Source organism: Synechococcus sp. BS56D (genome assembly GCF_004332405.1).
Taxonomy (GTDB): Bacteria; Cyanobacteriota; Cyanobacteriia; order PCC-6307; family Cyanobiaceae; genus Synechococcus_C.
On sequence record NZ_PHQU01000007.1, the window covers coordinates 184402 to 202647 of the forward strand.

18 protein-coding genes and 1 tRNA gene are annotated in these 18246 nt (G+C 60.0%); 9 read left to right on the forward strand and 10 right to left on the reverse strand.

What is annotated here, in order from left to right; all coding sequences use genetic code 11:
* The first annotated feature begins 74 nt into the window (after nucleotides 1-74).
* Both CWE17_RS11645 and CWE17_RS11650 read left to right on the forward strand, forming a co-directional pair.
* The gene (locus CWE17_RS11645; RefSeq protein WP_131457382.1) at nucleotides 75-317 is read left to right on the forward strand and encodes a hypothetical protein; all 243 of its coding nucleotides are present in this window, start codon (nucleotides 75-77) and stop codon (nucleotides 315-317) included.
* Nucleotides 314-739 carry a hypothetical protein gene (locus CWE17_RS11650; protein WP_131457384.1) on the forward strand — a complete coding sequence of 142 codons (426 nt, stop codon included), beginning with the start codon at nucleotides 314-316 and terminating at the stop codon, nucleotides 737-739. The genes CWE17_RS11645 and CWE17_RS11650 overlap by 4 nt, the downstream gene beginning before the upstream one ends.
* Nucleotides 740-1051: 312 nt before the next feature.
* On the opposite strand, the gene CWE17_RS11660 is transcribed toward CWE17_RS11650, so the two are convergent.
* Nucleotides 1052-1136: transfer RNA gene (locus tag CWE17_RS11660), tRNA-Ser, on the reverse strand.
* Nucleotides 1137-1193: 57 nt separating this feature from the next.
* A complete protein-coding gene (gene nrdJ / locus CWE17_RS11665) occupies nucleotides 1194-3551 on the reverse strand; it encodes a ribonucleoside-triphosphate reductase, adenosylcobalamin-dependent (protein ID WP_131457535.1) in 2358 nt (785 codons plus the stop codon).
* Nucleotides 3552-3742: 191 nt separating this feature from the next.
* Here nrdJ and CWE17_RS11670 point away from each other — a divergent pair, with 191 nt between their 5' ends.
* The 4 genes from CWE17_RS11670 (at nucleotide 3743) to CWE17_RS11690 (ending at nucleotide 9363) form a co-directional block, all read left to right on the forward strand.
* A complete protein-coding gene (locus CWE17_RS11670) occupies nucleotides 3743-5890 on the forward strand; it encodes a mechanosensitive ion channel family protein (protein ID WP_240789395.1) in 2148 nt (715 codons plus the stop codon).
* Nucleotides 5890-6669, forward strand: a complete 780-nt coding sequence (locus CWE17_RS11675) for a class I SAM-dependent methyltransferase (protein ID WP_131457388.1) — start codon at nucleotides 5890-5892, stop codon at nucleotides 6667-6669. The genes CWE17_RS11670 and CWE17_RS11675 overlap by 1 nt, the downstream gene beginning before the upstream one ends.
* Nucleotides 6666-8315: a peptide chain release factor 3 gene (locus CWE17_RS11680; protein WP_131457390.1), complete on the forward strand. Its 1650-nt coding sequence runs from the start codon at nucleotides 6666-6668 to the stop codon at nucleotides 8313-8315. Before CWE17_RS11675 ends, CWE17_RS11680 begins: the two co-directional genes overlap by 4 nt.
* Nucleotides 8316-8670: 355 nt before the next feature.
* Nucleotides 8671-9363 (forward strand): CPP1-like family protein, encoded by a 693-nt coding sequence (locus tag CWE17_RS11690; RefSeq protein ID WP_131457393.1) that lies wholly within the window; start codon nucleotides 8671-8673, stop codon nucleotides 9361-9363.
* Between the two features lie 4 nt (nucleotides 9364-9367).
* Here the strand turns inward: CWE17_RS11690 and hslO are convergent, their stop codons facing one another.
* Together hslO and CWE17_RS11700 are read right to left on the reverse strand one after the other, a co-directional pair.
* Entirely contained in the window at nucleotides 9368-10285 is a 918-nt protein-coding gene (hslO, locus tag CWE17_RS11695) for an Hsp33 family molecular chaperone HslO (RefSeq protein ID WP_131457395.1), read from the reverse strand.
* A 2-nt stretch (nucleotides 10286-10287) separates the two neighbouring features.
* Nucleotides 10288-10938, reverse strand: coding sequence for an ABC transporter ATP-binding protein (locus CWE17_RS11700; protein ID WP_131457397.1), 651 nt, complete (start codon nucleotides 10936-10938; stop codon nucleotides 10288-10290).
* Between the two features lie 91 nt (nucleotides 10939-11029).
* Between CWE17_RS11700 and CWE17_RS11705 the strand changes: the two genes are divergently transcribed.
* Both CWE17_RS11705 and CWE17_RS11710 read left to right on the forward strand, forming a co-directional pair.
* On the forward strand, nucleotides 11030-11479 hold the full coding sequence (locus tag CWE17_RS11705; RefSeq protein WP_131457399.1) for a DUF3531 family protein: 450 nt from the start codon (nucleotides 11030-11032) through the stop codon (nucleotides 11477-11479).
* Between the two features lie 9 nt (nucleotides 11480-11488).
* Entirely contained in the window at nucleotides 11489-12244 is a 756-nt protein-coding gene (locus CWE17_RS11710; protein ID WP_131457401.1) for a 16S rRNA (uracil(1498)-N(3))-methyltransferase, read from the forward strand.
* Nucleotides 12245-12248: 4 nt separating this feature from the next.
* On the opposite strand, the gene CWE17_RS11715 is transcribed toward CWE17_RS11710, so the two are convergent.
* Nucleotides 12249-12656, reverse strand: a complete 408-nt coding sequence (locus tag CWE17_RS11715; protein WP_131457403.1) for a hypothetical protein — start codon at nucleotides 12654-12656, stop codon at nucleotides 12249-12251.
* Nucleotides 12657-12742: 86 nt separating this feature from the next.
* Here CWE17_RS11715 and CWE17_RS11720 point away from each other — a divergent pair, with 86 nt between their 5' ends.
* Entirely contained in the window at nucleotides 12743-13495 is a 753-nt protein-coding gene (locus tag CWE17_RS11720) for a DUF92 domain-containing protein (RefSeq protein WP_131457405.1), read from the forward strand.
* On the opposite strand, the gene CWE17_RS11725 is transcribed toward CWE17_RS11720, so the two are convergent.
* From CWE17_RS11725 to CWE17_RS11745, 5 genes are all read right to left on the reverse strand, one after another.
* Nucleotides 13432-14280, reverse strand: a complete 849-nt coding sequence (locus tag CWE17_RS11725; RefSeq protein WP_131457407.1) for a sigma-70 family RNA polymerase sigma factor — start codon at nucleotides 14278-14280, stop codon at nucleotides 13432-13434. The two genes, CWE17_RS11720 and CWE17_RS11725, sit on opposite strands and share 64 nt — an antisense overlap.
* Before the next feature lie 102 nt (nucleotides 14281-14382).
* Nucleotides 14383-15060: a GDSL-type esterase/lipase family protein gene (locus CWE17_RS11730; RefSeq protein WP_131457409.1), complete on the reverse strand. Its 678-nt coding sequence runs from the start codon at nucleotides 15058-15060 to the stop codon at nucleotides 14383-14385.
* Nucleotides 15061-15080: 20 nt separating this feature from the next.
* On the reverse strand, nucleotides 15081-16613 hold the full coding sequence (locus tag CWE17_RS11735; protein ID WP_131457411.1) for a phosphonate ABC transporter: 1533 nt from the start codon (nucleotides 16611-16613) through the stop codon (nucleotides 15081-15083).
* Entirely contained in the window at nucleotides 16610-17326 is a 717-nt protein-coding gene (locus CWE17_RS11740; protein WP_131457413.1) for a phosphonate ABC transporter ATP-binding protein, read from the reverse strand. The genes CWE17_RS11735 and CWE17_RS11740 overlap by 4 nt, the downstream gene beginning before the upstream one ends.
* A complete protein-coding gene (locus CWE17_RS11745) occupies nucleotides 17323-18222 on the reverse strand; it encodes a putative selenate ABC transporter substrate-binding protein (protein ID WP_131457415.1) in 900 nt (299 codons plus the stop codon). Before CWE17_RS11745 ends, CWE17_RS11740 begins: the two co-directional genes overlap by 4 nt.
* Between the last annotated feature and the right edge of the window lie 24 nt (nucleotides 18223-18246).

The following is an 18246-nucleotide window of genomic DNA, read 5'->3' on the forward strand; positions in this document are numbered from 1 at the left end:
GGTGTCTTCGGGGTATCTCTCGAGTTGCTTCGGGGTTGCTTATGGGTTAATTTTGTCTCGTTGGCTCCCCTCGCATGAAGGCCGTCCCCCGGGAAAACCAGGTAAAGCTCACGGTCTCCGTGCCTCCCAGCCTCCATGTCTTGTTGCGCAGTTGGGCGCAATGCGAGGGCAGGGAACTCACCAGTGTCGTGCTGCAGTGCGTCGAGCTCTCGATCCGCCAGCTCAAAAGCAACGGAGCCATTCCCACTGGGGCGATTCGTAGTTACGAGTTGGCCTGCGAGGAGCGGCTTGCTGCAGGTGGGGGGATCAGCGCATGAACGCGAGTGCCCTATCAGTGATGGAGGAGGCTCTGCGCGCTCCTGTGATGGATGCGGTGATCGCTGTCACCGAGCGCTACCAATATCTCGAGGAGAACCGTGGTGCAAGGGTTTACACCGCCTATCGCGAAGTCGATCACGTGCTTCAGGTCGGTTTTTCGCTTGATTTCAATAGCCAGTTGCGGGCTGATCTCGAGGGACGTGGCTTTACGGTTCTCGCTGAGCGGGAGGGAACGCAGCGGGAGCATCGACTGCTGTTGCTCACCCTCGGGGAAATCGGATTCTGCTCCGCTTACAGCAAGGATTACTTCACCGCGTCCCGAGGGCTCATTCGTCATCTCCGCAATTTGGGCTGGCCTCTGGGGTCTTTGTCGTCATTGCTCAGAAGCCCCCGGTGTGACAAGGATTCGCCCGCGATCTGAACCCCTCTAGCCTTGGAGCGGTTGTGCTCCTGTGCTGTGCGTCATTGTTTCTTGCTTGCGCTGATGCTCTGCTTCAGCGCTCTTTCCGGTGCCGCCAAAGCTCAGGACAATGGCTTGAACTGCGAGGCCTTCAGCTCAGGGTTCACCACCCCTGAGGGGTGTCTGGATGGTAGTCAACCGAGCTCAGGACCCACGTCTGGAGATCAGTGGCAAGTGGATGATGATGCGGGGCTTTGGCCCGATGAGGGGTTTGACCCAGGTTTCCTTCTCTATTAATCAGGTGATCCCAAGCTTCATGCTGCTGGGATGAAACGGAGAGGGTGGGATTCGAACCCACGGAGGCTCGCACCTCGCTGGTTTTCAAGACCAGAGCCATAAACCACTCGACCACCTCTCCAGGTGCCTGCTCGCGCTCGCAAGCAGGCCATCATTTTAAGCGTCGGCCCCGAGGAGCTCAGTCCTTGGGCTTCGCCAGCGGCAGCAGGCATTTGTCGGAATCGCAGCCAGCCGGGCCAGCTTCAGTGAGCTCGCCACTGTCATAGCGCTGGAGAGCTTCAAAGAAGTCGCTGGAAACTCGACGCTCGATCACCTCGGCCTGCATCCGTTCGTAGGTCGCCGCATCGATCGGCTCGAAGGGCAATCGAGGGAAGGTGGCATTGGCATCGAAGCGGGCGAGCAGTGCCGCAGAGATGTAGCCATCTCCTGCTTGGATCGTTTGGTGGAGGGCGTCAGTGAGAGGTTCGATCTCATGCTCACGGAATTCGATCGTCGCCGAGGTGTTGTGGGCGGTGTAGTGGGTTTGCACCTGCATGTAGAAGTCAAACTGGGCCATCGCCGAAAAGGCGTTGATGTCAACGGCATCGGCTCCAGGCAGATTGGCCCAGCTCACTTCCGTAGGGATCTCCACCAGCCATTCGGTGCAACGTGGATCAAAGGGATCATCGAGAAGTCGACCTTGTTCGTCCTTGTCGGATTGAGATGGCACGACGGTGTAGCCGTAATCCATGCAAGCCATCGCCACAGGGTCGTTTTTCCGGAAGGTAATCCGGCGAATGAAACGTTGGGCTTTGGGTGGATGCCAGCCAGGTGCTGCCCCGGTGAGCAGGCTCTTGGTGCCTGCGGGTTGCACGGTGGTGCAACGGTTCGGCCGGCGTAGGCCATGACGGTCGCAGTAGTCCCACACCGTTTCGTTGACGATGGCTTTCCAGCGACTCAGGAATGTTGCTTCCTGGTGCTTGAAGGCTTTGCCTTCTTCGGTGTCGGGGCGACCAGCTTCCCACCAGGTCAGCCAGGGGGTGCCAAAGGCGTGAACGAAGAAATCAAATAGGCCAGTGAAGCTCACGCCGACAATTGGATCCCAGGCACGGCTCTGGCGATACCGCTCAACCTCGAAGCGATGGTTGAGCAGGCAGGCCACCGACAGGGCTGCGGCGCGGAACGCATCGCGCTGACCTTCGTCGTCGCTTGGATCGATCTGATTCAGATGGATTTCGGCGAGATTGCAATGGAAGTCGGCGCCAAGAATTTCACCACAAGGGTTGAGGCCGTAGCGACCCAGTCGATGCTCCAGTTCATCGGCCGCGATCGGACCATGGTTGAGGCTTAACCAGCGACCGGCTTCTTCGCGCCCTTGGTCGCAGTACACCTCGATGAATTCCTTGCGCAGTTCTGGCGTGCTCAGTAGGTCTGCATTGGATCGGGCAATCGCTTCAGGCGCGAATTGAATGGCTCCCTCACCACTGTGGAATTGCTTGGTCACAGCCTCCAGCAGCACCTCACGACTGGGACGGGTGTGATAAACGCGGGTGTGGTTGGCCATGCGCAGGGCATCACGCTCGGGGTCGATGCGCCAGTTGCCATCAGCGTCCTGTTGCCAAAGATTGTCTTTAGCGCCCGCGGCAGCAAGGTCGTTAGCCGCGAACTGACGCATGCCCGCGCTGCGACGGATGTTCCCAGCCACGATGGTCACCGCTGCCTCATCAATCAGCAGGCAACATTCCACTGACGTGAGTCTGCGACCGACGGCTTTGCCAAGCAGCCTGGCCACCCGTGCATAAAGGTCTTTGAGTTTGACGGGATTGGCCATCCCTCCAAACCCTTTCAGCGTTTCACCGACAGGACGAACATCGGAGAGATCAACGTCGACCTGAACTGTGCGACCAGCAAAGCGTTCATCACTGCTCAGTTCGAGCAAAAGCTGATAGCTATCCACCCAGCCTCGGCGGGTGTCACCCACCTTGATGGTGACGTGGTCGCCATTGATGGTGTGACTGGTGTGCTCCTGGCGCTCACCTGCGGGGGTCAGACCGATATCGCTGACCGAGAGCACCTCGATCGGATTGCGCACCACCGGCAGGCGATCAATCAGATGAGGCTCGATGATGGCGCCGGTTCCGCAGCCCATCATCGCCAGGTCCATCATCAGACCGAAGGCTTCCCAATCCACCAAATTGGTGGACGTGCAGTTGTAGGCGCCCGAGAAGTTTTCCGGTTGTTCGATCCATGGGGTCCCCCCGATCCACAGCCAGCGACCCGAGGGCAAAGCCTTCTTCTCGGCTTGCATGCGCGCCAGGAGCTCGACTTCCTCCTGGGTGAGATGACCAAGTTTTGCGAGCCCACCGAGGTTGCGTACCCCCACTTCACTCCAGCTCTCGCGACCAGCAGGCGTACGACGGCTGTAAGTCCGATAGAAGACAGGGTTGGCTGCCGGCGCTGTGGATGGGAAACCACCGCTGAGCTTGGTCACGACTTCGCCGATGGCGTCAGTGCTGTTGGAGCTTGTGGGATCCAGGCGACTGGGGGTGAGGGTCACAGGTATGGAACAGGCGTCCACGCACACTAACGCCACTGATGGGGGCAGCAAGTGGTGAAAGGCACCACAGGCGGTGCTGCTGCTCCGGTCGCTGTCGCTGCCTTCGCTGCTGCCGTTGTCGCTGTCAGCATGACGTCATCCGTGTTCGGAAGCTGCTGCTGCTGCGTATGCGTCTCAGGTTGTCTCGGCTCATGGCTGGAGCTCTCATCGGAGTTCTGCTTGTGAGCCTCCAGGCGCTCCTGCCTGTTCAGGCTGTGACCGCCCAACGGTCTGCTTTTCCTGCTGCGCAAGCAGCCAGCTCTCGAGGCCTGATCTCCATCCAGGATCAACCCTTCTATGGGGATCTGGAGCAGGCGGCCAGCTCCTGGTCGGATGTTGTGCTGGATCAGGTGGTGGGTGATAGCCCAAGGGCCACGTTGCTCAATTTTTATGCGGTGATGGCCGAGGTGGGGCATCGGGCTGACCGGCTCGGGCGGATCGATGCCCTGCGGGATCCGTCGGTGTCCCCTGCGCAACGCCAGGAGCAGATCGCTGATACCGAATTGCTGTTTCAGTTGGCGGTGAAGTCGCTTGATGCGAGCGCATTCCCCGAGAGTGTGCGAACCGATATGGCTGATGAGGCGGCGATTCAGTTAAAGCACGTTCTCGATTACGTCTTTACTCATAGCCAGAGATTGATTGATATCCCTGATGTTGAGGGTATGAAGCGTTTGAATGACAAACGCACCAATGCTGCTGAGTCTTGGCGCATCCCCGGAACAGCGATCTCTTTGACTTCTGAGCTGGATAATGATCCCGATCAACAGGACTTTTTCTTTTCTGAGGAGACGGTCGCTTCGATATCAGAAATGTATCAGGAGGTGAAGGGGTTTCCCGTTGTTGATCAGCCCTTTGCGACTCCATATTTTTATCAAGACTTTATCTACACGCCTGGTTACCTGGTGCCGCCAGACTGGTATCTCTCCTTGCCAAGAAGCGTTAGAGACCTGATTGAAGTTCCGATCAGTGATCAAACGTTGTTTCAGATCGTCTGCGCGTTGCTCGCCATTGTTCTCTACCTGGCAGTGCTGGGTTGGCTTGCACGTTTCATGCTCTTGACGTATCGGGATTCACTTGCTGATGAGACTCCGACGCAACTCTGGCATCGCGATGGTTTGGCCTGGAGGCGGGTATTGCTTGTGTTGCCGATCCTCCCTCTTACAAGATTCACGGAGGTGTTCATTGACGATGTTGTTAATTTCACAGGGCTTCCTCTTGTTGTTATCACCTATGCCCTTTATGTGATCTGGTACCTGAGTGCGGGTGTCTTTGTCTTCTTTGTGTTTGAGGCGCTTGGTCGTAGCAGTGCGGAATGGTTGGCCAGGATTCGTGGTCGCCGGTCGCAGTTACGGCTGCAAAGAATCAGCAATTTCGTGATGCCCCTTTGTCGGGCTCTCGGAGCTCTCGTTGCCATTGTGTTGATCTATCGATTAATGCTTCTCCTGGGACTCCCTGCCAGCACAGTTCTTGCATTCTCTGCAGTGCCAGGTCTGGCGATTGGTCTTGGCGCTTCCAAGTTGCTCAGTAATTTATTTGCTGGTCTTTCGATTCAAACTGATCGCCCCCTGCGGGTGGGTGAGTTCTGTCGAGTGGGGGAGAATCTTGGTTTCGTTTCTCGGATTGGATTACGTTCCCTAGAGCTGGAGACCCTGGAAAGTCGCGTCACGATTCCCAACTCAGTTGTGGATGAAGCGACGATCATCAACTTCTCTCGACGTGGCTTGCAAGGTGATCGCCCACCGATGCAGGGCCTTGAGGTGCGTCTTGACCTTCAAGGGGAGTGGTCTCCCTTCCAGCTGGAGGAGGTTTTACATCAGGCAAGGCGAACGCTGCGGAGTTGGAGTGTGCTCAAGGAACCGCTCATGAGCCTCGAGCGATCGCCGGACTCTTCACCACAGTTGGTGGTCTTCGCCATGGTGGAGCTCCATGGCTGGCCTGCTTATCTCGACATTCGTGAGCGGCTTCTGATTCATCTCGAGGAGGTGATGGAACGGGCTCAGTTGTCGGAAATTGCTCTAGGGATTGCCTACGGAACCCCTGCGGAACAACTGGACCGCCTGCCCTCGTTGGTGGCCAGCGTGGTGGCTGAGGATTCGCAGTTGCAGTTCAAGGCCTTTCGCCTGGAGCGCATTGCTGCCTTCAGCTACGACCACGTGCTCGAATTCAGCTCCAGTCATGAGGATCATGATCACTTCGAGGACAGCCTTCATGACCTCAATCGTCGGCTCATCAGCGCCCTTGAGGACGCGGGGGTTGAGATTCCCTTTCCTACCCAGACCCTGCAGGTGCACCGCTCGTGATGCAACGCACACCCGAGCCTCAATTGATGGAGGAATGCCAGCAGGTTGAGGCCTACGCCGCTGCTGATTTCAATCGCAGTGATCTTCAGGTGATTCGAGGGATTGAACGGCTTTGCCAGGCCCATCAGTGGCAGCCCCGGGATGGCGATTGTGTGCTCGACCTTGGCTGCGGTCCAGGCAACATTTCAGAGCGACTGGCCCGGCTCTGGCCCCAGTGTCATGTGATCGGCATCGATGGATCCGACCCGATGCTGGAGATTGCACTGCGACGCCAGGTCGCGGCAGGTGAGGGTGTTGCTTCAAGGCTGAGCTACGAGGCGCTTTGTATCGGTTCGTTGGCTCGCGGTGAGGTGAGGCCCAAAGCTCTCGAGGGCCGTTCAGGAGCAGCACTGATCGTGAGTAACAGCCTCTTGCATCACCTCCATGATCCCGGTCAGCTTTGGCGTCTGCATCAACGGCTCGCTCGGCCAGGTTGTCTTGTGTTGCATCGAGATTTGCGTCGGCCGCCAAGCCCTGAACGCGCTCTGGCCCTTCGTGAAAAGCATCTCGGCGCGGCCCCTTCGGTGCTTCGTCACGACTATCTGGCGTCACTTCACGCTGCCTTCACCCCTGGTGAAGTGTTGGAGCAGCTCCGTGCAGCAGAGCTTCAATGCTTAGAGGTGGTGGAGCTGGAGGATCGTTATCTCGAGATCCGTGGTGCCTTGCCTTCGATCGGTGCTGGTGTTGTCAGCGATGGACCCGTTAGCTGGCAGGCTGTCTCGAGAACGTCAGCGCCATGACACAGGTTCCCGCCACCGACTCCCAGGACGGCGCCAGCGAGGAGCTGGCTTTGGCGGTGGATCGCCGCCGCAACTTTGCGATCATTTCCCACCCTGACGCCGGCAAGACAACCCTCACAGAGAAGCTTCTACTTTACGGGGGTGCCATTCAGCAGGCTGGTGCTGTCAAAGCCAGGGGTGAGCAGCGAAAGGTCACCTCCGACTGGATGGAACTCGAGAAGCAGCGGGGGATTTCGATCACATCAACTGTTTTGCAGTTCGACTACGGCCCCAACACGATCAACCTGCTCGACACTCCCGGCCACCAGGATTTTTCAGAAGACACCTATCGGACCCTGGCCGCAGCAGACAACGCGGTGATGCTGGAGGACGCAGCCAAAGGGCTTGAACCTCAAACCCGCAAACTCTTTGAGGTCTGCCGCATGCGCCAGATCCCGATCTTCACGTTCATCAACAAGATGGATCGTCCTGGTCGGGAGCCCCTAGCCCTGCTCGATGAGATTGAGGCTGAGCTCGGTCTCACCCCTTGGGCGGTGAATTGGCCGATCGGCAGTGGTGAGCAGTTCCGCGGCGTGATCGACCGTCGCAGTAAGGAGGTGGTGCTGTTCAGTCGTGCTGAACGCGGTCGCCAGTCGGAAGAGCGTCATCTGCACCTGGATGATCCCGAGCTTCAGCAACTGGTGGAATCTGATCTGCTGGAGCAGGCCGTAGAGGAAATGGAATTGCTCGAGGCGGCCGGGGCCGATCTCGATTTTGAGCTGGTCCACGCAGGCGAACTCACGCCTGTGTTCTTCGGCTCAGCCATGACCAATTTCGGGGTCAGACCCTTTCTGGATGCCTTCCTTGAGATGGCTCAGAAGCCCACGGCACGGAGTGGGAGCGAGGGACTCGTTGATCCCCTCCGGCCTGAATTCAGTGGGTTCGTGTTCAAGCTGCAGGCCAACATGGACCCCCGTCATCGCGACCGTGTCGCTTTTGTGCGAGTTTGCAGCGGCCGTTTTGAGAAGGACATGACCGTGCGCCATGCACGGACGGGTAAGACGATTCGTCTGTCTCGCCCGCAGAAGTTGTTCGGTCAGGACCGTGAAGTTGTTGATGATGCCTACCCAGGCGATGTGATCGGCCTCAATAACCCAGGCATGTTTGCGATCGGTGACACGCTTTACACCGGTACCAAGGTGGAATTCGAGGGCATTCCCTGCTTCAGTCCGGAAATCTTCAGCTGGTTGCGGAACCCCAATCCTTCAGCATTCAAAAATTTCCGCAAGGGCGTCAATGAGCTCCGCGAGGAGGGGGCGGTGCAGATTCTCTATGACACCGATCAGAGCAAGCGCGACCCGATCCTGGCGGCCGTCGGTCAACTGCAGCTTGAGGTGGTGCAACACCGCCTTGAGAACGAGTACGGAGTGGAAACGCGTCTTGAACCCATGGGCTTTCAAGTGGCCCGCTGGGTGAGTGGAGGATGGCCGGCCCTTGAACGGGTTGGTCGCATCTTCAATTGCAAAACGGTGCAGGATGCCTGGTCAAGGCCAGTGCTGCTGTTCAAGAACACTTGGAATCTCAATCAGCTCCTTGAGGAGCATCCTGAGCTCGAACTCAGCGCTGTGGCTCCTGTGGTGAGTGGTGTGGAACCGATCAGCCTCTGAGTCGCTGCTCGCGACTGCTCAAAAGGCTCGCCAGAATCCATTCTTCCTCTAGTCCGCCACTGTGGACAGCATCTGGCTGCAACGCCCAGGCCCAGATGGGGGCGTTGATTATGTGTGCTTTCGTCGCCCGCAGCAGGGACGCGTCGAAATGCTGGAGGGACATCACCTGCCCCCCCAACTCCCCTTGCTCAAACGCCGAACCTGGATCGGGTCGGACCAATTGAGTGTGTGCCGGAAGGTCTTCGAACAGGACCATGGCTATCGCCACAGCCCGCCTTTGTTTTGATGTCCTCCTTCGTGAAAGCGTCGGCTTCGCTGCTGCCTCGATACGCTCATCGAAGCAATGTGCAAGCCCATGGCCTCCGGGATTGATTCCGGTTCCGATCCCGCCTCGCCGGACCCCTTCTCCCGGCTGAAGATCGCGAGGGACGCCGGTTTTGAAGCGGTGCAGCAGGCCAGGGAGCAAGCACTGGTTCAAGCCGGTGAGGATTTGCAGGAGCGAGCCAAGGTTGAAGCCGCTTACGACGCCGTGCTGATGGAACGCCTGCGCGAGCGCCAGTCCGGTCGTGTCAGTTCGGCGGCTGCGAGTGCCTCCCAGCGGGAACAACAACTCGAGACGGTCAGCAGCTCTGAGCCAAGAGGGCCAGGGCTCCTGCTGTCTCGCATTCGTCAGCTTTCGCTCCCCACCCCCGCTGCGGCTCCCCAGACCTGGTTGCCGACGCTCTCCCTGGTGGAAGGTCAGGGTTTGTGGGTTCGACTAGGTCTGGCGGGCGCGGGGCTGGTGCTGGTGCTGCTCAGTCCCACCAGTGTCGAGCTCGTCCTTGCCCTGGGCACGATCGGCATGTTTCTCAGCCAGATCCGCCGCGGCCGTCGTCCCTTGGCCTCGGTCGGCTGGAGTGTGTTGTTCCTAACGCTTGGTGTCCTTGCTGGCGGGCTAGTTGCGGCACTCCTCGCTGGTTCGGCCGCCTCCCTGCCCTTGAGTGTGGATCAATTGCAGTCGCTGCCCGCCCTCTTGGTGCTGGCACTCGGTGCCCTGTTGCTGGGCTAGGCCGTCAGCCGGTTGGTTGCAACTCAGCGATCAAGTCCTGCAACTCAGACGCATTGACCTGGTAGACCGCATTGCAGAAATGGCAGGTGAGTTCAGCGCCGCCGTCTTCCTGCAGCATGCTGCTAAGTTCATCGGCTCCAAGCATTTTCAGTGCTCCGAGGCTGCGGGGACGGCTGCAAGGACAGTGAAAGTGAATGGCTTGGCTTGGTTCGCCTGCAGGAATCGGTTGCGGATCTAGATCGGGGAAGACGTCATGCAGCAGATCTTCCAGGTTGTTGCGGCAGGCTGAGAGTCGATCGCTGAAGTCGCTGATCTCTCGGCAGCGTTCTTCTAGCAGTGCCACCAGAGCAGGTTCTTCAGCCGCCTTCGGCAAGACCTGGACGAGCAGCGCACCGCTGCACTGAAGCCCGTCACGGTTGATCCGTTCGCCAACAAATACAGCGGAGGGCGTTTGTTCGGAATGGAGCAAATAGGAGGCCACGTCTTCCCCGATCCCTCCTCTCACCAGTTCTACGGTGCTGCTGAAGGGCTCACCCTTGCCTTCGTCGCGCACCACATGCAAATAGCCAGTGCCTGCGGCTGCGGCGAAATCAAAGCTGTAATGCCCTTGCGCATCCGCAACAGGATCCAGCTCAAGAGTTGGCTCTCCCACGTATCCGCGCACAGTTCCGTCCCGACCGGCATCCACCATCAGGCCCTTGATGGGCCCATCGGAGCCCAGGCGCAGATTGACGCGTCCATGGGCCACTTTCATGGAACTGGCCAGTAACAATCCGGCCCCCATGGCCCGCCCCAGCATCACGGTGGTTAGGTAGGAGAGCCCATGGCGCTTGGCTGCTATTTGGGTGGTCTCGGTGGTGGTCACCGCCACCAGCCGAATGCCACCGCCAGCCGCAGTGGCCCGGACAAGGCGATCGCTCATGGCTAGGACTCGGCTGGGGCCAATGGTGACAGAGTGCGCAGCTTCCCTTCTTGCAGGCGGCAATGGGGACATTGCCAAGGGGCAAACAGAGCAGGCTCGTGGGTGACCACCACCATCACCCGTTCGCGGGAGAGCTCCAGCAGCAACTCGAGCACTTCTGTCCGTACCGACCAGTCCAGGCCCGCCGTTGGTTCGTCGAGCAGAAGCACCTCAGGCTGGCGTAGCAACTGCACAGCCAGCGCCAGACGTCTTTGTTGGCCTCCGCTAAGGCGCTCGGGTGCCTGTCGCCCATCAACCCCTCGGAGCCCCACCTGGTCGAGTACACGGTTCTGTTCGTCGCTGCTCAGGCGTCGATGGCCGAGTTTGAGCTCCTGGGAGACGTTGAGGCCAAGAAAATGCCTTTCGGGGAACTGGAACAACACTCCGGTGATCCATCGCCGTTGGCGAGCGGTCAGCGGCTCTCCCTGCCAGCAAATCGAACCCCGTTGCGGACGGCTCAGGCCGCTGATCACCTCCAGCAAGGTTGTTTTACCGCTCCCGCTTGCCCCTGAAATCAGCAGCGGTTGCCCTCGGCTCGCCTGCAGGTTGATCCCGCTCAGGATCGGCTTCTCTGCTGTGGCCGGCTGAACGTGCACGTCAATCAGTTCCAACATGAAGACGGGCGGCCTGTCCTGGATGTGATTCTCGCCACAGCTTGGTCGATCGCTTGCATGGCGGCGATGATGGTGTGATCACAGCACCGCCATGAACGTCCGATTCCGAGAGGTCGATCCCTTCAACTGTTGGCTGTGGTTGCGCTTCGCTGATGTGCCCAGTCAGGGGGAACGCAGTTACGTCGATGGGATTTTTGATAGTTGGTATGTGCTCGGAAGGCTGGGCGGTTTCAATGCCGAGACTCTTCAGGCGCATGAGGAGGGGGATGAGCTGAGCTGGATGGCCTACGACAACGATGAGGCGTCCTCCGCAATGCCGGCCCTGATGCACAACATGGGGCAGATGGAATATCACCAGGAATGGGCACGTTGCTGGGTGGATCTGGGGACGAGTGATGCGTTCGGCCTCGATGTGCTGATCAATGCTCTGCGGCAGCTCGACAGTGATGTGGTGCAACTGGAGGAGTTGCTGATTGGTGGTGAAAATGAGGATTGGCCGGTGGAAGAGCATCCCGATAGCGTCTTCCCTTCCTTCAACTGATCCATTGTCTTGGCGGAACTGCGTCGACTGCTGATCGCACCTGAACGGTTGATCCCCGATCGGGCGCTGCAGCTCAGCAGTTCCGAAGCGCACTATCTCCGTCGGGTGTTACGGCTCAGGCCCGGAGACCCCATTGCGTTGGTCGATGGACGGGGCTCCCTATGGCAAGCCTCACTCCTGGATGGTGAGCAGCTTCAACTCAGCAGCGGTCCCTCCCTGCAAATGTCGCCTCTTTCACCACGACTCGGACTCGCCGTGGTGGGCGTCCGTCGCGGCATGGATGACCTGATGCGGATGGCCACCGAGTTGGGAGTGGACCAGATCCAACCACTGCGCTCCCAGTGGCGCACGCTGCAGGCGGAGGATCGGCCGGACCGGTGGCAGGTGATTCTTCAGGAGGCGGTGGAGCAGAGCGAGCGACTTTGGAGCCCGAAGCTCGCCCCTTGTCTGGATGTGAAGGAGTGGTGGGCTGCTCAGGCACGGGGTTCGGCACTCGCGCTCCCAACAACCCGCCAGGACGGGCTCGTTGACTTACACGACTGGCTGCTTCAGCTGCCTGCTGCAAGCGATGCCGGGGCACCGCGTGAAGTCTGGGTGGCCATCGGCCCCGAGGCGGGTTGGAGCGCTGCTGAGGAGGAGGAGGCGACCAGACAGGGCTGGACCCCTGTCAGTATTGGCGACACGATTTTGAGAACCTCGACTGCTGCCATTGCGGCGGCCACTCTGATGACCGCCTGGCGTCGCCAGCCAAGTCCAGGCACGTAGGTCCTTAGCTCTTGAACAGCGAGGCAGCCATTGACTTGAAGCCGCGAAGGTTGGCTCCGGGGCGACGACGCTGGGGCCTGAGGCCATTGCCAGGCTGCAGAGCATCCGGGGCGTAAGTGGCCACGGTCATGGGCGGCCGGGCCGCAGCGGATGCTGCGAGTTCGGCAGCGATGGCTTCGGCGGTGGTGAGGGAGGGACCCTTGGACTCCGTGGAGTCAGTCGCCTCGGTTGGAGCGGGTGTTGCGGTGGCCTTGGCTTTGGCAACATCGGGTTTGCTTGGTTCCGCTTTGACGGGTGCAACCGTCACGGCTTTCACTGGCGCAACGGTGACCGACTGCTTGACGGCCTTCTGTTCCGAGTTGGCGTCCGCGCCCTCCAGATCAAGGAAAAAGCTTTTGTTGTTGAACACCATGCCAAGCAACGGACAGTGACGTGTGTCGATTATCCGTCGGCCGGTGGCCCTGACGGTCGATCCTTAGGGCAGTGCAACACAGATCGATGCCTCTGCCGAGTTCCGATGGCACCTCCTGGCTGCTGGCTCTGGTGATCAACGGGCTGTTGATCGCCATGGCCCAGCGCCTGCCCTTGCTCACTCGATCCGGATGGGTTCATGCCGCTGCCTTAGGAACAATTTTGTGGGGATGCCTGGGCTGGCGCGGTTGGCTTGCGGTTGTCGCCTATCTAGCCCTGGGTTCCCTGGTCACCAAACTTGGGTTCGCCCGCAAGCAGGCCGCCGGTCTTGCGGAGGCCCGTGGTGGTCGGAGGGGACCCGCCAATGTCTGGGGTTCGGCATCCACAGGCGCTCTGCTCGCCCTGATGGTTGGAGCCGGCGTGCAACCCTTTGGCCTTCTGCTGGTCGGGTTCTCGGCCAGTTTCTGTGCCAAGTTGGCGGACACCTTCGGCAGCGAAATCGGTAAACGCTGGGGGCGCACCACGGTGTTGATCACCACCTGGAGGTTGGTGCCCGCTGGTACGGAGGGGGCGATCAGCCTGGAAGGGACCGCTGCCAGCGTTGTAGGTAGCGCTCTGATGAGCCTGATTCTGTTGTTGCTGGGTTTGATCGATAGCTGGCCGCTCATGGTTTTGGTGAGCGGCATCGGTGTTCTCGCCACCCTGCTGGAAAGCGTGATGGGTGCGCTGTTTCAGCAGCGCCTGCCGTGGCTCAGCAATGAGCTGGTCAATGCCATTCAGACCGCTGTAGCCGCTTTGTTGGCGATCAGTGCGGCTTCCATGCTGTCGCTGGTGCCTTGAGCCATGGTCCTGAGCTGCTCGAGGGTCTTTTTCAGCATCCGAGACAGCATGGAGGGATGAACTCCTTCGCTCGCTGCCAGGGTCCTAAGGGGACGGCCCTCCAGGTAATAGGCGAGTAGCCAGCGGCGCTGGACTGGTGGGATGGTCTTCAGCGCCTCACCAAGCCAGTCCAACGCTGGGTCTGGTTGCTCCAAATCAATGGCTGCGAGTCGATCGAGCCTGCTGACGCGTTCAGATTCATCGTGATCGCAATTCTGAGCTGGACCATCGAGGCTGAGCACCGGTTGCTGCCAGGCCGCCTCAACGGCCTGGCGCCAGCGGTCCGGTGTCACGTTGAGGCGTCGGGCCAGCGTTTGGTCATCCAATAAGCAGCCATTGGTGTTCAGTGAGTCTTCCTGGATCCGTTGGCCCTTGGCATGGAGATCGCGGAGCCGCCAGGGGATGCGGAGTGTCGCCTGGCGATCGCGCCTGAAGTGCAGGACCTGACCGTGGGCGCGGCTCATGGCATAACTGCTGATCTTCAGCCCTCGGCTGCCGTCGAAACCATCGACAGCGGCGATCAGTCCAAGCGTTGCCTCCTGAAGTAACTCATCGCGTTCCCCGCCGCCGCGTCTCCATTGGTGGGCACTGGCGTGATGGGCCAGCCCCAGATGTTCCAGAACGGTGGCGTTGCGCCGGCCAATCGAAGCAGGCAATTGGCGCCTTAGCTCATGGCGTTGGCGACGGGCTAGTCGTAGGGCCTGGGCGGTTGCGTTGGTTGCAGAGTCTTGGTCGATGGTTGGCATGACGGTCGTCAGGGCTCCAGTGGGGGGCTGCTGACACCCTCATCGCCTTGCCAATGGGACACCTCATCCTTTGGGGTGATGTTTTTGCGCCCTGGATTGATGTCAGGCCAGGGTCGGTGTGAGTTGCCCCTGCTCGATCAGCCCCGCCCATCGCAGCAAAGCGGGCCAGTGTTTCACCCGCTGATGCAGCCAGTGATGCCCCTCAGCGTTCAGGTGGATGCCATCAGGTTCGATCCAGCGCAGCCAATCCGGCTCCGCAAGCATGGCCTGATGCAGAGCCAGGAAGGGCACGTCTGCCTCCAGGCAGGCCTCCTCCAGGGCCGCCTCATACAAGGCCACGCAGTCGTTGGCATACCAGAGACAGTCGGCGAACGGCATCACGCCCTCATCGACTGCGGTGAGTCCAAGAACGAGCACTTGGGTGCTGGATGCCATGCCATTGAGCAGTTGACCGCAGCCGAAGCGGAAGGCCTCAAGGGAGAGTTGGGGGCGTCCGTTGGCTCGGCCCACCCTGGCGGTGTCATTCAGGCCGACGGAGAGCAACAGTCCCTCGGGCTGTTGACGTCGGAGCTCGCCGCGGACAGCCCATTCCCGCTGCCAACGCTCCGCCACTTTCTCAAGACCATCACCGCGCACCCCTAGGGGATAGATCACCGGTGCGGATGGGGTTTGCATCCAGTCGCGACGGAGTCGCTCACACCAACCTCCCCCTTCCCGATCTCCCCAGCCGTAGACACCGCTATCGCCGATGACCGTCAATTGACGGGGTCGTTGCTCCATCCCTGCTGTGTCAGGCCCGATCAGCTTTGCAGCCAACGCTGCCGTTGGCGGTCGCTGAGGGCTTCTCCCGTCAGAGTGAGTAGGGAGAAGGCGCCGATCAGCAGCCACACCGCTGCCCAGTGGAAGGAACTCAGCGATTCAATGAGCGCCCAGCCGAGCCCTGTTCCGCCGACCAGCCCTACCACGATGGTTTCGCGCAGGATGACATCTGCGCGATAGGCGCCGTAGGCGAGATACGCGCGACTTTGCGGGGCTAGCTGGCCATAGAGCCAGCTGCTTGCGCTGTCTGCTCCTGCCACTGTCATGGCTTGATGGCGCCGTTGATCCTGTTGATCGAGCCCCTCCCGGAGCAAACGGCCAAGCACCCCAGCGTTTTGGAGGCCGAGCGCGAGAGCCGCCAGGGCAAGGCTGGGTTGGTTCGCCAGCAGCAGCATGAGCAGCGTCAGGGGAGGGGGAAGCAAGCGCAGGGCACTCCAGATCAAACTCTGAACTTGGGGTGCGGCGCCCCTGTTCCAAAGAAGTTCGACGAGAGCTGGCAGTCCGATGGCCAGTCCGGCGGCGAGCAGGGTGAGCCTGAGGGTATCGACGATCAAGCTTCCCCAGGCCAGCTCCGTGCTGGCTTGCAGAAGCTGGTCCCTATCGGGTAGTGGCGGCCATTGCCATGCGAGCGCAGCTCCATCGTCGGGAAAGAGTTGCTGCATCCACAGACCCCCGACGACTGCGCTGATCAGCAACAGGCCCAGAAGGAGCAGTTGACGACGTTCGGCTGCGCCGAACCTCTCCTTCGGTCGAGTCCGCCAGAACCGCAGTCCCTGTTCGAGAGCAACGCTGCAAACGATCAGCAGCCAAAGGCCACTCCAGAACTCATGGAAGCGAAGAGATTGAAGGCTGAGCTGGAGCTCTGTGCCAAGGCCCCCCAGGCCGAACACCCCGAGCAGCGTGGCACTGCGCAAGGCGCACTCCAGGCGGTAGCCGCCATAGCTCAGCAGGCTTGGTGTCATCGCGGGCGCGAGGGTCGTGATCATCGCGGCGTCCGCCTGAGCGCCGGTTTGGAGTTGGGCGATCAGTGAGCTGCGGTCGAGGCTGTCCAACTGGTCGCGCCAAACTCTTGCCACCAGGGCGCTGTAGGGAATCGCGATGGCGAGCACAGCCACCCATGGGTGGAGTCCGAAGATCTGCAGGAGCAGTAGACCCCAGATCAGTTCATGGATGGAGCGGGGCAGGGCGAGAGCACTGCGCAGGATCTGGGCGGGCCAGAGGGGGGCGCCACGACTCAGCCAGAACACATCAGCGCTGAGTAGAGCCAGTAGAGCTCCGCTGAGACCGCTAAGGCCCCAAGCTGCAAGCGCTGTGGCCAACGTCACCTGCAAGGCGCGAACCATCGCCTGCAGGACCACTGGATCCAGGCTTGGCTGCAAGGCTCCCAACAGGCAGTCCAGCCAAATCTGCAGTCCACCGCTGTGGATGGCCGGCAGCACCACGACCAGCACAGGAATCAGCGCGAGCGCAGGAAGCAGGCAGAGCAGCGGCGGCGCTGGACGCAATCGGATCATGAGCTGTAGAGGGCGTCCAGCTGGCCGGACTGCAAGTCCGATGGCCTGAGGTCGAGCACCAGTTGCCCCTTGCGTAGACCGATGACCCGATCGAAACGATGAATCAGATCGGGGCGATGAAGGCTGATCAGAACGGTTTCCGCGCTGGTTTGCCGTAGGAGCCGCGTCAGCAGTTCATCGATCAAGGCTGGGTCAAGGCTGGCCAAGGGTTCGTCGGCAAGCAGAACTTCAGGTTGTTGGCGCAGAAGTCGTGCGATCGCCACCCGTTGGCGTTGGCCGCCAGACAGTCGTGTGACAGGAGTCTGGAGAACGTCTGCCGGCAGGCCCGCTGCCTCCAGCACGCGTCGGCAGTGATTCGTTTCGAGGGGGATCAGAAGATTGAGCAGCGCCCAGCCCAAGGAGCGCTGTCCAAGGGCACCGGCGTTGATGTTCTGTTGGACATTCAGTTCTTCCACGAGACGCAGGTCCTGCCAGAGCGTTCCAATCGCTCGCCGCTGGCGTCGCCGCCGTGGTGGCAATCCTGTCCAGATCACCTGTCCTTCATCAGCGTTCAGGCTTCCATTGATGACTGCAATCAGTGTGCTTTTCCCCGAGCCGCTCGCTCCAAGTAGCGCGACCCGCTCGCCGGGCTGGAGGGAGAGAGAGACCCCCGTTAAGCGTGGCGCCTCTCTCCCGATGACACCGACGGAACGAAGTTCCAGAGTGATACTCACCGAATCTTGCCCAATTGACGGCCTACTTTTTCAATTGACTCGTACTGTGATTCCTTGGCTGGAATAAAGGAGTCTGCAGCGAATAGCTCGAGAACGGTTCGACCGTTTTCGCTCTTTTTATTGATGTTAAGCAGAGCTTTCTGTAGTCGGTTTGTGAAACCTTTCCCGAAGCGCTGATCCAGGCCAGGGCGCACCACCCAGTGGTAGTCAACGTAGGTAGGGGTCTTCCAGATCACTCGCACCTTCTTGGTGTCGACTCGACCTTCTTTTAAGGCGCTGTCCCAAACCTGCGAATTGAGGGCACCAGCCTGGTAGGCACCACTCTGGACAAGGGCAATGGTGGCATCGTGGCTTTTGCTAAATCCAGCCCGTCCGCCAGCAAACTGGCTAGGGCTGACCCCTGCTTGTTGCAGAAAGTACTGGGGCATCAGGCGCCCTGACGTGGAGCTTTCGGAGCCGAATGTGAAGCGTTTCCCACGTAATTCGGTGAGTTGCTTTTGGCTTTGAATTGGTTTGAGCCCGCTGGCCGTGTTGGCGATGAAGACGCTGCGGAACTTGGCATCGATATCCCGTTGCGCCAGCACGCGGGCACCTGGAGTCTGCAGACGTGCCTGTACGCCTGTTAGGCCTCCAAACCAGACCAGATCAAGGCTTCCGCTGCGAAACGCACTCACGGATGCGGGGTAGTTGCTCACCGGCACGTAGCGAACGGGGACTTTGAGCTCATTGCTCAATTGAGTGGCCAGAACGCTGTAGAGGCGATTCAGTTTTTCAGGGTTCTGATCGGGGATGGCCCCGATGCGCAGCAGCTGCTGCGCCATGGTCGGGAGGGCCGTCGTCATCAGGCCGATCAAAAGGCCTAGGACAACAACGGCCCTTCGTTCTCGTGCTGGCATGGGATCAGAGGAATCTGGGATGGG

Excerpts from the sequence above, each read along its gene's own strand:
- CWE17_RS11645 (WP_131457382.1), top strand. The coding sequence starts at position 75 with ATGAAGGCCGTCCCCCGGGAAAACCAGGTAAAGCTCACGGTCTCCGTG.
- CWE17_RS11650 (WP_131457384.1), top strand. The coding sequence starts at position 314 with ATGAACGCGAGTGCCCTATCAGTGATGGAGGAGGCTCTGCGCGCTCCT.
- CWE17_RS11670 (WP_240789395.1), top strand. The coding sequence starts at position 3,743 with ATGGCTGGAGCTCTCATCGGAGTTCTGCTTGTGAGCCTCCAGGCGCTC.
- CWE17_RS11675 (WP_131457388.1), top strand. The coding sequence starts at position 5,890 with ATGCAACGCACACCCGAGCCTCAATTGATGGAGGAATGCCAGCAGGTT.
- CWE17_RS11680 (WP_131457390.1), top strand. The coding sequence starts at position 6,666 with ATGACACAGGTTCCCGCCACCGACTCCCAGGACGGCGCCAGCGAGGAG.
- CWE17_RS11690 (WP_131457393.1), top strand. The coding sequence starts at position 8,671 with ATGGCCTCCGGGATTGATTCCGGTTCCGATCCCGCCTCGCCGGACCCC.
- hslO (WP_131457395.1), bottom strand. The coding sequence starts at position 10,285 with ATGAGCGATCGCCTTGTCCGGGCCACTGCGGCTGGCGGTGGCATTCGG.
- CWE17_RS11700 (WP_131457397.1), bottom strand. The coding sequence starts at position 10,938 with ATGTTGGAACTGATTGACGTGCACGTTCAGCCGGCCACAGCAGAGAAG.
- CWE17_RS11705 (WP_131457399.1), top strand. The coding sequence starts at position 11,030 with ATGAACGTCCGATTCCGAGAGGTCGATCCCTTCAACTGTTGGCTGTGG.
- CWE17_RS11715 (WP_131457403.1), bottom strand. The coding sequence starts at position 12,656 with ATGGTGTTCAACAACAAAAGCTTTTTCCTTGATCTGGAGGGCGCGGAC.
- CWE17_RS11720 (WP_131457405.1), top strand. The coding sequence starts at position 12,743 with ATGCCTCTGCCGAGTTCCGATGGCACCTCCTGGCTGCTGGCTCTGGTG.
- CWE17_RS11725 (WP_131457407.1), bottom strand. The coding sequence starts at position 14,280 with ATGCCAACCATCGACCAAGACTCTGCAACCAACGCAACCGCCCAGGCC.
- CWE17_RS11730 (WP_131457409.1), bottom strand. The coding sequence starts at position 15,060 with ATGGAGCAACGACCCCGTCAATTGACGGTCATCGGCGATAGCGGTGTC.
- CWE17_RS11735 (WP_131457411.1), bottom strand. The coding sequence starts at position 16,613 with ATGATCCGATTGCGTCCAGCGCCGCCGCTGCTCTGCCTGCTTCCTGCG.
- CWE17_RS11745 (WP_131457415.1), bottom strand. The coding sequence starts at position 18,222 with ATGCCAGCACGAGAACGAAGGGCCGTTGTTGTCCTAGGCCTTTTGATC.